Origin of the sequence: Terriglobus sp. (genome assembly GCF_965201105.1) — a bacterium.
Taxonomy (GTDB): Bacteria; Acidobacteriota; Terriglobia; order Terriglobales; family Acidobacteriaceae; genus Terriglobus.
The window spans coordinates 3493649-3505639 of sequence record NZ_OZ241741.1 but is presented as its reverse complement, the minus strand read 5'-3'; the positions used below and the strand labels follow the sequence as shown (position 1 = coordinate 3505639).

The window sequence follows — 11991 nt, the reverse complement described above, 5'->3', positions numbered from 1 at the left end:
GCATCAGGCCGTGACCAGTTCCCTGGCCTTTTGCTGGAGCGGTTCCAGGAACTGCTCTTCGGTCTGGCCCTTGTGCGGGTACATGCTGACGCCACCCGCGTCGAGGAAGGTGACGTCGGTGATGCCGAGGAAGCCGAGGATCGTCCTGAGGTACGGCGTGGCGTTGTCCAGTGCGTGCATCGGGCTGCTTTCGCTGTAGTCGCCGCCCTTGGCCAGGATGATGACGGCTTTCTTGCCGTGAACCTTGCCCTGAGGTGCGCCGTTCACATACGCAAAGGTTCTGCCGGCGCGGACGAGGTGGTCAATCCAGGCCTTGAGCACGGCAGGGATGCTGAAGTTATAGAGCGGCGAGGTGATCAGGATGGTGTCGGCGGCCTCCACCTCCGCGATGATTTCGTCGCTGAGCTTCAGGGCGGCCTTGTGGGCATCGGTTTGCTGGTCGGGCGGAGTATAGACGCTTTGGATCCACTGGATATCGACATACGTGGGCTGCTGGAAGGCGAGGTCACGCGTGGTAACGGTGCTGCCGGAGTGCGCGGCCTTCCATCCGTCGGTGTACGTGTCGCCGAGGCGGCGGGAGACGGACGCGTTGCCGCGCGGGCTGCTGTCGATGCGAAGAAGTGATGCCATGGATGGTGCTCCTGAGGTGAGTTCGGTTGGGTCCGATACCCTTCGATGTCGAACTATCTGCTTGGATGACTGGTTCGGGAATGGAGGTTCAGGAAAAGGTGGAAATGTTCGCGGCGTGCAAGGTGGTGCCTGCATGAACTGCGAAATGCGGGTTTCTCCGCTGCGGTCCAACGGTGAAGCTGTTGAACCTCCGGTCGAAATGACAATGGGGGTGGGACAGTGCGTGCGGGAGGCGCGCCGGATTCGGCCAGCTGCGAAGGACGCTAGGCGGATCTGAGGTTGGGGCCGATGGCGAGGACGAAGTAGCGGGCGGTGGTGGTGCCGGTGTTGCGCATGCCGTGTAGAACGTTGGAGGCGGCGTAGAGGATGTCGCCGGGGCCGGCGGGGTGGCGAGTGCCGTCGATGAGCCAGTCGACTTGCCCTTCACGAATAAAGAGGAACTCGTCGTGCTCATGCTGGTGAGGCGGGTGCGGTTCGTGGCCGGGAAGCAGTGTGCTGTTGTGGAGCTCGACACCTTCGCCGGTGGGCAGGGTGCCGTGGGTGACGGCCTGGGACGAGCCGATGGCGCTGTTTCGGATGGGGAGCTTGCCGGCGCTGAAGATCGTGTTGTCCTGGAGCAGGGCCGTGCCGCTGGGCGTGCCAGAGCCGCTGGGTGCGTGGTTGGCAGCCTCGCCGTCGACGTGCTGCTGCGGCTGCTGCGCGGTGGCGTCAGAGAACTGCGACAGGGCGGCGAACGCGGTGAGGGAAAGACAGAGATCGCGACGGCTGGTCATAGGTCGGCAGGATACATGGCCGGTTGCGAACTCGTCCTGGGCGGGTCGCAACTTCTTCGGGGCCGGTTGGATTAGATCGCGGCGGCGCCTCCGGTAAAGGTGAGTGGAAGGTGGAGCCACTCGATGGGGCTGCAGTTGTCGGCGGCGACGGTGAAGGGTGCGGCGGTGTGGACGCCAGTGGCGCCGAGGTGGGTGTGTTGCGCGCGCAGGGCCTCACCGACTTTGCGGCGGACCTGCATGCGGCTGGTCAGGTTTTCGGCCCTGGCGAGGATCAGAAAGCCTTCGCCGCAGACGGGGCAGCGCAGGTCGCTGTAGGTGTGCGAGAGCAGGCAGGTAATAGACATGGGAGAAGCCTCCAGAGGAGAAAGTGTTGCAACAATTGCTATCTTCGGTCTGGCGGGCGGGCGTTGCCATGCCACTTCCGCGTTCAAGGATTGCAACTTCGCTGGATGGTGCTGTAGCCCGGTGCCGGGTTGGCATGCCACCTCCGTGTACGGCTTTGCTGCGAAAGAGCACAGGGGCGCAGGCAACCGCGCCGTAGCAGAGCCAAGTATTCTGTGGATGTGAGCGAGCCAATGATTCAGATCACGCTGCCGGATGGCAGCACGCGCGATGTGCCGCAGGGCACGACGCCGTTTCAGATTGCGCAAAGCATTTCGCCGCGGCTGGCCGAGGCCGTGGTGGTGGCGAAGATTCGGGTGTCGGGTGGTGCGGGGACGACCGAAGGGGCCGAGGAGCAGACCGACGCGCCACATGGCGGGGCGCAGACCGAAGAGGCGATGTACGGCGATGTGGCGACGGCGGAGCGCGTGGTGGACCTGGCCGAGCCGCTGCACGAGTCGGTACAGCTTTGGCTGCTGAAGGAGACCGACCCGGAGGCGCTGCGGGTGGTGCGGCACTCGGCCGCGCACGTGATGGCGACGGCGATCACGGAGCTGTTTCCGGAGGTGAAGCTGGGCCACGGGCCGGCGACGGATTACGGGTTTTTCTACGACATTCTGCGGCCGACACCGTTTACGCCGGAGGACCTGATCGCGATCGAGGCGCGGATGGCGGAGGTGGTGGCGCGGAATGAGCCGTTCCGGCATGAGTGGATCGGGCATGAGGAGGCGCTGCGCGGGTACCAGGAGCAGGGCGACTTCATGAAGGTGCACTTTGTGTCGAAGTTCACCAAAGCCGGCGAGAATGTGAGCTTCTATCGCAACGGCGAGTTCCTGGACTTTTGCCGGGGGCCGCACGTGCCGTCGACAGGACGGGTGCGCGCGTTCAAGGTGATGAGTCTGGCGGGTGCGTACTGGCTGGGCGATGAGAAGAATCCGCAGCTGCAGCGGCTGTATGGCACGGCGTTTTTTCAGAAGAAGGAGCTGGACGCGCATTTCAAGCACCTGGAGGAGATCAAGGCGCGCGACCATCGCGTTCTGGGCAAGCAATTGGACCTGTTCAGTATTCAGGAGATCGCGGGCGCGGGGCTGATCTTCTGGCATCCCAAGGGCGCCATCGTCCGCAAGGAGATGGAGGACTGGATGAAATCCGAGTGCCTGCGGCGCGGGTACGACCTGGTGGTGACGCCTCACGTGATGCGGCGCGAGCTTTGGAAGATCAGCGGCCACGAGGGCTTTTACGGCGACAATATGTATTCGCCGATGGAGCTGGATGATGCGGAGTACCGGCTGAAGCCGATGAACTGCCCGGGCCACATTCTGATCTACAAGAACTCGCCGAAGAGCTATCGGGATTTGCCGGTGCGGTATGCGGAGCTGGGCAATGTGTACCGGTACGAGCGGTCGGGGACCATGCACGGGCTGCTGCGGGTGCGCGGGTTTACGCAGGACGATGCGCACATTTTCTGCACGCCGGGGCAGATTGAGGACGAGATTGTCGCGTGCGTCGAGTTCGCGGAAGAGGTGTTGAAGAAGTTCGGGTTTGCCGAGTTCAAGGTGGAGTTGAGCACGTGGGATGCGACGAAGCCGCAGGACTACACGGGCGCGGCGGAGGACTGGAAAGTGGCGATCAACTCGCTAAAGTCGGCGCTGGGGCGGAAGGAAATTCCATACCGCGAGATTCCCGGTGAAGCGGCGTTTTACGGGCCAAAGATCGATGTGAAGCTGGTGGATGTGCTGGGGCGGTTGTGGCAGCTGTCGACGGTGCAGTTCGATTTCAACCTGCCAAAGCGATTTGAGCTGGAGTACACGGGCGAGGACGGCGAGAAGCACCAGCCGGTCATGGTGCACCGGGCGCTGTTCGGGTCGGTGGAGCGGTTCTTTGGCGTGCTGATCGAGCACTACGCGGGTGCGTTCCCGCTGTGGCTGGCGCCGGTGCAGGTGGGGCTGGTGCCGATTAGTGAGAAGCATGTCGGGTATGCTTCGCAGGTCAAGGCTGAGCTGGAGGCGATCGGGCTGCGGGTGGAGCTGGACGATCGCAACGAGAAGATGAATGCGAAGATCCGTGAGTTTGGCTTGCAGAAGGTGCCGTTTGTGCTGGTGATGGGCGACAAGGAGGCGGCGTCAAACGCGGTGAGTGTGCGGACGCGGGGCGTGGGCGACCAGGGTTCGGTTGCGCTGAGTGAGTTCGCGGCGCGGGCGGCGGGGTTGGTGAAGGAGAGAAGCGCGACTTTGTAAGTGCGTGGGTAATGCAAGCAGCGGTTTACGCAACCGCATGGCGCTTCGATGAAACGTCCCGGCTCTCGAGCCGGGACGTTTTTGTTGTACTGCAGTTCTGATGCATTCAAGTCCGCTCACCTGCAGCACGAACTCTCTCCTTGACAGCTCAGGAGAGCGGGGCTACTCTCCTGACCAGATCAGGGGAGAGCCATATATGGGCAGCGAAGTCGATCTGATGCAGGGGACGTTGAACCTGCTAATCCTGAAGGCGGTGTCGCTGGGTCCGCTGCACGGGTATGCCGTGTTGTTGCGGATTCAGCAGCTATCGGGCGACCGCATGGAGATTCAGCAGGGGACGCTGTATCCGGCGCTGTATCGTCTGGAGCACCAGGGTCTGTTGCGCGGCAAGTGGGCGATGTCTGAGAACAACCGGCGCGCGAAGTTCTACACGCTGACCGCGGCGGGGCGGAAGCAGCTTCTGGCCGAGCGCACCCGGTGGGAGGCCACGGCCGAGATGATCGCCGGCATTCTGGACGCCGAGCTGCCGAGCGGGGAGGAAGCCTGATGCCGCCGCTGACGACGCTGCCCAGCCGTATCGCCTCCAGCCTGCGCACGCTGCTGTTTGGGAGAGGGCGGCAGCAGCAGATCTCCGAAGAACTGCAATTCCACATCGATCAGCATGCGGACCGGCTGTTGCAGCAGGGTGTGACGCCAGCCGAGGCCAAGCGGCAGGCGCGCGCGGCGCTGGGCGGGAACCTGGCGCTGCATGGGGAGCGGCAGCGGGAGATTGCCGGACTGCGCACCCTGGATGAACTTTGGGGTGACGCGCGCTTCGGCGCTCGCGGTCTTTGGAGGAACAAGGGCTTTGCCGCGATTGCGATTCTTTCGATGGCGCTTGGCATTGGCGCGGCAACGGCGATGTTCTCTGTGGTGTACGCCCTGTTGCTGGATGTGTACCCGTATGCCGATGCCGCGCGTACGGTGAATCCGATCGTTCACGACCCGGCAGTGCCGGACGACTGGAACTGGTTCGTGCTGACGAACGAGCAGTACGACGTCTACAAACATGCGGCGCCGTTTGAAGATGTGTTCGGCACGTCGGGAATGGGCTTTCAGCTGGACGAGGACGGCCTGCAGCAACCGATCCGCGCAACATTGATGACAGCCAACGCGAACAGCTTCAACCGCGTGCCGGCGTATTTGGGCAGACCGCTGCAGGAGAGCGACGGCGACTGGGGGCAGACCGGCACCAACGTCGTTGTGCTTGGTTACAAGTTCTGGCAATCGCATTTCGGCTCGGACCCGAATGCGGTCGGCCAGCAGCTCCGCATCGGTCAGAATGCGCTTCTGAAGATCGTTGGCGTGATGCCCAAGCGCTTTACGCTTGGCGGCGCGCCGGACGTCTACCTGCCGTTCTCGGAAGCCACCGTCGTGGCTCCGGGGGTGAAGGGGCTCGGAATCCTCGCTTTTGCCAAGCTGAAGTCTGGAGTCACGGCGAGTGAGGCGAGCCAGGCGGTCGACCCCATGGTGCACGACTTTGCTAAGAAGAACCCGAAATGGTACCCGCAGAACTTCCATGCGCGGCTGCAGCCGCTGCTGGATGGATTTACGACACGCTCCAAGCTGCTAAAGAACTTTCCGATGCTGTACCTGGCCGTGAGCGGACTTTTGTTGATCGGTTGCGCGAACTGCTCGCTGCTGCTGCTGGCCCGCGGCACCGCGCGCACGCATGAGTTCGCATTGCGTGCGGCGGTGGGAGCATCGCGTGCGCGCATCGTGCGGCAATTGCTCGTGGAATCACTGCTGATCTCGCTGATGGGTTCCGCCCTGGGCGTGGGCGTGGCATATGTGCTGGCTCGGTTGCCGTTCCAACTTGCGGCAGACCTGTTCCCGACCGAGGCGGTGATCCGCGTGAACCTGTCTGTGCTCGGCTTTTCGGTCGCCGTGGCGATGCTTGCCGGCGTTGCCTTTGGCGTGGTGCCCGCAGTGCGGGCTTCGCGCCCGGGTTTAAGCGGTGTGCTGCAGCGCAGCAGTGGACGCACCGTGACGGGCCACGGTAGGCGAGCGCTGCAGTGGCTGATTGGCGGACAGATTGCATTGACGTTGGTGCTGCTTACCGTGGCCACTGCCGCGGCCACCGGCTTTTTGCAGATTACGCGGATGCGCCTGGGGTTCGACCCGGGCAACATCATGGCGATCAACGTTGCCGCGGACAATCCGGACACGAAGACATGGACAGGCAGGGTCGCCCGGTATGCAGCGATTCAGCAGGCGATGGAGAGGATTCCCGGTGTACAGAGCGTAACGACCAGCGACGATCTGCCGCCAGCCGGTAACGGCAGCATGCCGGTTGAGATTGTGGGAGATGCGGCGCTGCAGCGGCGTGAAACGCGCGTGAGCCTGATCGGCGCAAACTACCTGAGCATGCTGCACATTCCGCTGCTGCAAGGCCGGTCGTGGAGCGCAAGCGAAGCGCAGCAGGGCCTGCCGCTAGCAGTGGTGAACGCCGCGTTCGTTCGCAGGTTCTCTCCGGACCGTTCGATTCTGAATCGCATTGTGCGCTTTCCGGAGTTTGCAGTGGAAGGGTCCTCAGGGCCTGGGCTGTTGCCTTCACCCGCCTTCATGGATAAGCAGGTGCAGGTGGTTGGTGTGATCGAGAATGTGGTGAACGACGGTCTGGACAAGCCTGTGACACCCAACGTGTACGTGAACGAACATGTCTGGGAGAACAATGGCAAACTCTTTCTGCTGCAGACCACGGGCGATCCTGCTGCATACCATCAAGCCGCCGCCCGGGCCGCGCACCAGGCCACGGGCAAGGCGTGGATTTTTGTGCTGCCAAACTCGCTGCAGGAGATGGTCGAGCACGACCCGGTGTGGAGCACGCAGCGGCTGGTGGCGGTGCTGCTGAACGTGTTTGCAGTGTTTGCGCTGCTGCTGGCGCTGGTGGGGCTGTACAGCGTAGTGTCGTACGCGGTGGCGCAGCGGACGCCGGAGTTCGGGGTTCGGCTGGCGCTGGGAGCGCAGCGGAGCCAGATTGTTGGCATGGTGTTGCGGAGTACCGCAGCCACGGTGCTGGGCGGTCTGGTGGTGGGCGTGCTTGCGAGCGTGGTGGTGCGGACGCGCTTTGCGGAGTGGTCCCAGTACAGCTCGCGGAGCTATGGACAGTTGCTGATCGCGGCGACGCTGCTGATGGTGGCGGCATTTGTGGCAAGCGTTGTGCCGGCACGGCGTGCTTCGCAGGTGGAGCCGAGTACGGCGCTTCGTGCGGAGTAGCTGCTCTTTATTAAGCAAAGCTGGGCAGCGGCAAAGCAGGGCAGCGGCAAAGCTGGTCAGGCAAAGCTGGGAGAGGCAAAGCTGGGAGAGGCAAAGCTGGCGCAACTAGCGCGCCAGCTCTGCCTCGATTGCCTCGGAGACAACGGGTGCACCAGGAAGGGTGTCGGGGGAGAAGCGGGCGACGACTTCGCCGGTTTTGCCCAGGAGGAACTTTTCGAAGTTCCAGAGGACTTCGGGTTCGGGGTTGGTGGGGCCGCCGAGGAATTCTTTGAGGTGCTGTTGCAGTTCGGCTTTGCCTGCGCCACCGGTTGAGGTGGGCTGCTGCGCGGTCATCTCGGCGTAGAGCGGGTGTTTGTCGGGCCCGACGATTTGCACCTTGGAGAACATGGGGAAGGTGGCGCCGAAGTTGGTGGTGCAGAACTGCTGGATGTCCTGGTCGGAGCCGGGCTCCTGGGCGGCGAAGTCATTGGCCGGAAAGCCGAGGACGTTGAAGCCGCGGGAACCGAATTGCTGCTGCAGGTGTTCGAGGCCCTCGTACTGCGGTGTGAAGCCGCATTTTGAGGCGACATTGACGACGAGCAGAACCTGTCCGCGGTAGTCCGCCATGGAACCGACGGCGCCGTCGATGCGGGTGACGGGGATGGTGTAGATGTCGAGGGGCATGTGTCTATGGTAGAGGATAGGGATCGAAATGCAGGTTTCGATGCTACGGTGCAACGATGAAGCTGTTGAAGCTCCGTCGAAATGACGGAGCTTTTCCCAAGCGTCGGTTGGCACCTAAGATCATGACCTCAGGGGCTAAAGCCCTCACAGCTCTGCGGGTTTACGGCACAGCTAAAGCTGTGCCCTTCCGAAAGCAGCACGCTTGATGCTCGTTAAAACGATGCGGGTTACGGCATAGCAGAAGCTGTGCCGTAACGAAGGCACGTTTTCACGGAAGCACGCTTTCTGAATGCGTGTCGCAGCTGTGCGCGTCGTTCTAAGCGGAGGCGGTGGACTTGCGGCGCTTCTTTTTGTAGGCGAGCAGGTCGTCCTGCCAGGAGCCTAGAGCTGCGGCGAGGGGTGCGTCTTCGCCGAGCGGCGCGAGCTTGCTGAGGCGCTGGATGGCTTCGCCGAAGCTGGATTGGGGCTTGCCGTCGGTGTTGAGGCGGGAGGCGGCGGAGGCGGACAGGGCGGTGTCAGTGGCGAGGCGCCCTTCGGCAGCGACGGTCTGGTCGGCGGGCAGGGTTACGCTGGTGCGCGGGTCCACCCAGCCTTCTGGGCGCAGGGCGCGCGGCAGTTCGTGGTCGGCGAATTCGACGCCGCTGGCGTGCAGGGTGCGGGCGGTGGAGATCAGGGAGTCGCGCTTGGTGACCAGCTTGCGGACGGCGGCGTCGCGGAGCGCGTCGGTGTCAAAGGACTCGTGCTTGGAAAGGTGAACCAGCTTGCGGTCGTAGAGATCGATTTCGCGATGAAGATCGCGGAGGAAGTACTTATCTTGCACGATGGTGCGCATCTTGGGATGCTCCTGATTTGTTGGCAAGGGAGTGGCAGAAACAGCCGCAGGCAAGCCGAGATGAGTCAAGTCAGCTTGCGGATGTTAAGTAAGATGCCGTTTTCGCATGAGTGAAGACGGCAGTACAACTTTTTCTTTCCGGGAAGAACTGGTTCTACAAAAATTATAGAGGCGGCCAATGGCCGCCTCTATACCACTTACGTGCACTGCTGCTATTAGGCAGCCTGCACATTTTCAGCCTGCCAGCCCTTGGGTCCCTTGACCACGTTGAACTGGACGCGCTGGCCTTCCTGCAGTGAGCGGAAGCCCTGTGCCTGGATCGCGGTGTGGTGGACGAAAACATCCTCACCGTTATCGCGCGAGATGAAGCCGAAACCCTTAGCGTCGTTGAACCACTTCACAGTACCCTGTTCCATTGCGTTCCCTGTCCTCAATTGTTCCGTTTGCAGTTTTTCGCTGAAATCCAGTGCGGCCTTTGCAAGTGCGTGTGGGCAGGGCTAGCAAATTACCATGACTGATTCGAACGATTGCGCAAAGCGTAACACAAAAGTGCCAGGGAGCGGTTGACAATTTGCCATGAAACGAGTCCAAGGGGCTACTTGAAGTGGTAAGGGCCTCAGGCACGGGTCAAACGGTTCGGCGCCGCGTCAGGAAATGGTAGATAGCCAGCAGGATCAACGCGCCGATGACGGACATGATGAAGCCGGCGGGCTGGCCGGGCCGGTACAGACCGATGAACTGGCCCAGGTAGCTGCCAACGAACGATCCGGCAATGCCAATCAGGATCGTGACGATGAAGCCACCCGGGTCTTTGCCGGGCATGATGAGCTTGGCGACGGCGCCGATGATGAGGCCGATGATGAGAGTGACGATGATTCCATGCTGCATGCCGTTTTTCTCCTGGGAAGGTAGTGCATCGAGGTGCTGCGCATAAGAGGAGAAAACGGGGCCTGGATGTTGGTTGCATCCGTAGCTTTGCCTGCAACCGGTGCTGATGGGTGAGGCGTGGCTTGCTGCACCGGAAATGCAGGTTTCTCCGCTTCGGTCCAACGGTGAGGCTGTTGGACCTCCGGTCTAAATGACAGTGTGGGATAGCGGGACGGCTACTCGAGCGCGATCGAGCCCGTTTCGGGCACCATGGCGAGGCCGACAAGCGTGAGCACGGCCGATGTGGTGAGATACCAGCCGACGGACTGGAGACCGTAGCGATGCGCGAGGGAGGTCGCGATATAGGGGGCGAGCGAGGCGCCGAGAATGCCGGCCAGGCTGAAGGCGAGCGACGCGCCGGTGTAGCGGACGGCGGTGGGGAAGAGCTCACTGATGACCGTGCCGAGCGGGCCGTAGGTGAGGCCCATCAGGGCAAGGCCGATCATGAGCATGGCGGCGGCGCCACCGGTGCCGTGCTGGAAGAGTGGCGCAAGCGCGAACCCGAAGATACCGATGGCGACGGTGATGGCGAACATGACCGGGCGGCGTCCGCGCTCGGCGAGCCGGGCGCTGATGGGGATGGTGCCGGCGAAGAAGGCGACACCGAGCAGTTGGAGCAGAAGGAACGTTTCGCGCGGGATGTGGAGCGCGGTCGTGCCCCAGCTGAGCGAAAAGACGATCATGAGGTAAAAGAGCACGAACGTGGCGAGGGCGATGAGCACGCCGGCGAGTAATGGGCGCGTGTGGGAGCGGATCACGGAAAAGAACGGCACCTCGACCTGCTCGTGCTGCGCGAGCGCCTTGTTGAAGGCGGGCGTTTCGGTGATGGTCTGGCGCACGTAGAGGCCAAGCAGGACGAGGATTGCAGAGGCGAGGAAGGGCAGCCGCCATCCCCAGGCGAGAAATGTGGCGTTGGGCATGCTGTGGCTGAGCAGAAGGAAGACGGCTCCGGAGAGGGCGAAGCCGACCGGAGCGCCGAGCTGCGGAAACATGCCGTACCAGGCGCGTTTGCCGGGTGGTGCGTTTTCCACCGCGAGCAGGACGGCGCCGCCCCACTCGCCGCCAAGGCCGAGGCCCTGGCCGAAACGGAACAACGCGAGCAAGAGAGGCGCGGCGAGGCCGATGGTTGCGTACCCGGGCAGGACGCCGATGAGAACGGTGGACAGACCCATGGTGCCCAGGGCGAGCACGAGCGTGACCTTGCGGCCGACGCGGTCGCCAAAGTGGCCGAAGAGCGCGGAGCCGATGGGCCGGGCGATAAAAGCGACCCCGAAGGTGGCAAAGCTGAGCAGTGTCTGGGTGGCGGGGTCGCTCTTTGGGAAGAAGAGGGTGGGGAAAACGAGAACGGCGGCCGTCGCGTAAATGTAGAAGTCGAAGAACTCGATGGCAGTGCCGATGAGCGATGCGAACAGGACCTGCGCGGGCCGGTTGACCGGCCGGGCTGCTGACTGGGCTTCGTGCATGGAGACATCTTCGCATCGCTCTCGTGCTGCGCTCAGGTGCAAGGCGAAAAGGTGGGTCCAGACGTCTTTCCCGTTGCTTCATGGTTCCGCAGGTGACATGCTGCACACCGTGGCGCAATTGCGGGAGCGGTTCGATGCAGTTGAGCGGAGGTCGAATGGTTCGACGGATCACCATGCCTGTTCTGGGATTGTGTGCCGGCGTTTGCAGCGCGCTGGCATACGCGCAGCAACCGCAGGGACTTGTGAGTTGTAAACCGGTGAGTCAGAAGACGGGTGAGGTTGGCTGCTGGATTCTGACGAGCCTTCCGGTTGGCAGCCCCGCCGGCCCGGTTTACTGGAGCCTTGACACGTTCAGGACGCAGGAATTGGCGGAGCAGGCCAAGGGACCGCAGGGCGTGGTCGTGTCCTCGCTGGGCAAGGTGTGGCTGCTGACGGTGGGAGAGCGGCCGAACGAAGCTCCCGGTGGCAAGCGGGTTACGGTTGTGGGCCCGCTGACGGTCCGGCCCGGGCTGTCTTACACGGCGCAGATCATGGAAGCCACGCTGCAGCCGGGAATGGTGAGCAGGACGCATCTGCACTCCGGCGTGGAGGCGTTCTACACGGAAACTGGCGAGTCGTGCCTGGAGACACCGGCGGGCAAGCAGATCGGGAAACGAGGCGTGGACATCACCGTTCCCGAAGGTGTGCCGATGGAGCTGACGGCAGTGGGTACGGAGACACGCCGGGGACTCATCCTGGTGTTGCACGATGCCTCAAAACCTCCGACGACGCTGGTCAACGACTGGAAATCAAAACATCTCTGCGCTGACGAGAAGTAGCGGATGCGG

Annotated in this window: 12 protein-coding genes; 4 read left to right on the top strand and 8 right to left on the bottom strand. The window is 62.8% G+C overall.

Translation table 11 applies throughout. The features are described 5' to 3' along the window. Positions 1-3: 3 nt before the first annotated feature. The 3 genes from ACOFKT_RS15465 to ACOFKT_RS15455 form a co-directional block, all read right to left on the bottom strand. Positions 4-630 carry an FMN-dependent NADH-azoreductase gene (locus tag ACOFKT_RS15465; protein WP_419804880.1) on the bottom strand — a complete coding sequence of 209 codons (627 nt, stop codon included), beginning with the start codon at positions 628-630 and terminating at the stop codon, positions 4-6. Positions 631-893: 263 nt separating this feature from the next. Beyond that, entirely contained in the window at positions 894-1403 is a 510-nt protein-coding gene (locus ACOFKT_RS15460) for a cupin domain-containing protein (protein ID WP_419804879.1), read from the bottom strand. A gap of 71 nt (positions 1404-1474) precedes the next feature. Further along, positions 1475-1747, bottom strand: a complete 273-nt coding sequence (locus ACOFKT_RS15455) for a hypothetical protein (RefSeq protein WP_419804878.1) — start codon at positions 1745-1747, stop codon at positions 1475-1477. Positions 1748-1978: 231 nt separating this feature from the next. Between ACOFKT_RS15455 and thrS the strand changes: the two genes are divergently transcribed. From thrS to ACOFKT_RS15440, 3 genes are all read left to right on the top strand, one after another. Then, positions 1979-4021 carry a threonine--tRNA ligase gene (gene thrS, locus ACOFKT_RS15450; RefSeq protein ID WP_419807181.1) on the top strand — a complete coding sequence of 681 codons (2043 nt, stop codon included), beginning with the start codon at positions 1979-1981 and terminating at the stop codon, positions 4019-4021. Positions 4022-4217: 196 nt separating this feature from the next. After that, positions 4218-4568 carry a PadR family transcriptional regulator gene (locus ACOFKT_RS15445; protein ID WP_419804877.1) on the top strand — a complete coding sequence of 117 codons (351 nt, stop codon included), beginning with the start codon at positions 4218-4220 and terminating at the stop codon, positions 4566-4568. Next, complete coding sequence (locus tag ACOFKT_RS15440; protein ID WP_419804876.1) at positions 4568-7279, top strand: ADOP family duplicated permease; 2712 nt, start codon at positions 4568-4570, stop codon at positions 7277-7279. Before ACOFKT_RS15445 ends, ACOFKT_RS15440 begins: the two co-directional genes overlap by 1 nt. Before the next feature lie 105 nt (positions 7280-7384). Here ACOFKT_RS15440 and ACOFKT_RS15435 read toward each other — a convergent pair whose 3' ends face one another. From ACOFKT_RS15435 to ACOFKT_RS15415, 5 genes are all read right to left on the bottom strand, one after another. Next, positions 7385-7942, bottom strand: a complete 558-nt coding sequence (locus ACOFKT_RS15435; RefSeq protein ID WP_419804875.1) for a glutathione peroxidase — start codon at positions 7940-7942, stop codon at positions 7385-7387. 316 nt (positions 7943-8258) lie between these two features. After that, positions 8259-8774: a hypothetical protein gene (locus tag ACOFKT_RS15430; protein WP_419804874.1), complete on the bottom strand. Its 516-nt coding sequence runs from the start codon at positions 8772-8774 to the stop codon at positions 8259-8261. A gap of 215 nt (positions 8775-8989) precedes the next feature. Beyond that, positions 8990-9190: a cold-shock protein gene (locus ACOFKT_RS15425; RefSeq protein WP_263414427.1), complete on the bottom strand. Its 201-nt coding sequence runs from the start codon at positions 9188-9190 to the stop codon at positions 8990-8992. Positions 9191-9401: 211 nt separating this feature from the next. Continuing rightward, a complete protein-coding gene (locus ACOFKT_RS15420) occupies positions 9402-9662 on the bottom strand; it encodes a GlsB/YeaQ/YmgE family stress response membrane protein (protein WP_419804873.1) in 261 nt (86 codons plus the stop codon). Positions 9663-9877: 215 nt separating this feature from the next. Next, positions 9878-11164, bottom strand: coding sequence for an MFS transporter (locus ACOFKT_RS15415; RefSeq protein WP_419804872.1), 1287 nt, complete (start codon positions 11162-11164; stop codon positions 9878-9880). A gap of 242 nt (positions 11165-11406) precedes the next feature. On the opposite strand from ACOFKT_RS15415, the gene ACOFKT_RS15410 reads away from it, so the two are divergent. Further along, the gene (locus ACOFKT_RS15410; RefSeq protein ID WP_419804871.1) at positions 11407-11982 is read left to right on the top strand and encodes a hypothetical protein; all 576 of its coding nucleotides are present in this window, start codon (positions 11407-11409) and stop codon (positions 11980-11982) included. Positions 11983-11991: the final 9 nt, after the last annotated feature.

Excerpts from the sequence above, each read along its gene's own strand:
- thrS (WP_419807181.1), top strand. The coding sequence starts at position 1,979 with ATGATTCAGATCACGCTGCCGGATGGCAGCACGCGCGATGTGCCGCAG.
- ACOFKT_RS15435 (WP_419804875.1), bottom strand. The coding sequence starts at position 7,942 with ATGCCCCTCGACATCTACACCATCCCCGTCACCCGCATCGACGGCGCC.
- ACOFKT_RS15425 (WP_263414427.1), bottom strand. The coding sequence starts at position 9,190 with ATGGAACAGGGTACTGTGAAGTGGTTCAACGACGCTAAGGGTTTCGGC.
- ACOFKT_RS15420 (WP_419804873.1), bottom strand. The coding sequence starts at position 9,662 with ATGCAGCATGGAATCATCGTCACTCTCATCATCGGCCTCATCATCGGC.
- ACOFKT_RS15440 (WP_419804876.1), top strand. The coding sequence starts at position 4,568 with ATGCCGCCGCTGACGACGCTGCCCAGCCGTATCGCCTCCAGCCTGCGC.
- ACOFKT_RS15465 (WP_419804880.1), bottom strand. The coding sequence starts at position 630 with ATGGCATCACTTCTTCGCATCGACAGCAGCCCGCGCGGCAACGCGTCC.
- ACOFKT_RS15415 (WP_419804872.1), bottom strand. The coding sequence starts at position 11,164 with ATGCACGAAGCCCAGTCAGCAGCCCGGCCGGTCAACCGGCCCGCGCAG.
- ACOFKT_RS15455 (WP_419804878.1), bottom strand. The coding sequence starts at position 1,747 with ATGTCTATTACCTGCCTGCTCTCGCACACCTACAGCGACCTGCGCTGC.
- ACOFKT_RS15460 (WP_419804879.1), bottom strand. The coding sequence starts at position 1,403 with ATGACCAGCCGTCGCGATCTCTGTCTTTCCCTCACCGCGTTCGCCGCC.
- ACOFKT_RS15445 (WP_419804877.1), top strand. The coding sequence starts at position 4,218 with ATGGGCAGCGAAGTCGATCTGATGCAGGGGACGTTGAACCTGCTAATC.
- ACOFKT_RS15430 (WP_419804874.1), bottom strand. The coding sequence starts at position 8,774 with ATGCGCACCATCGTGCAAGATAAGTACTTCCTCCGCGATCTTCATCGC.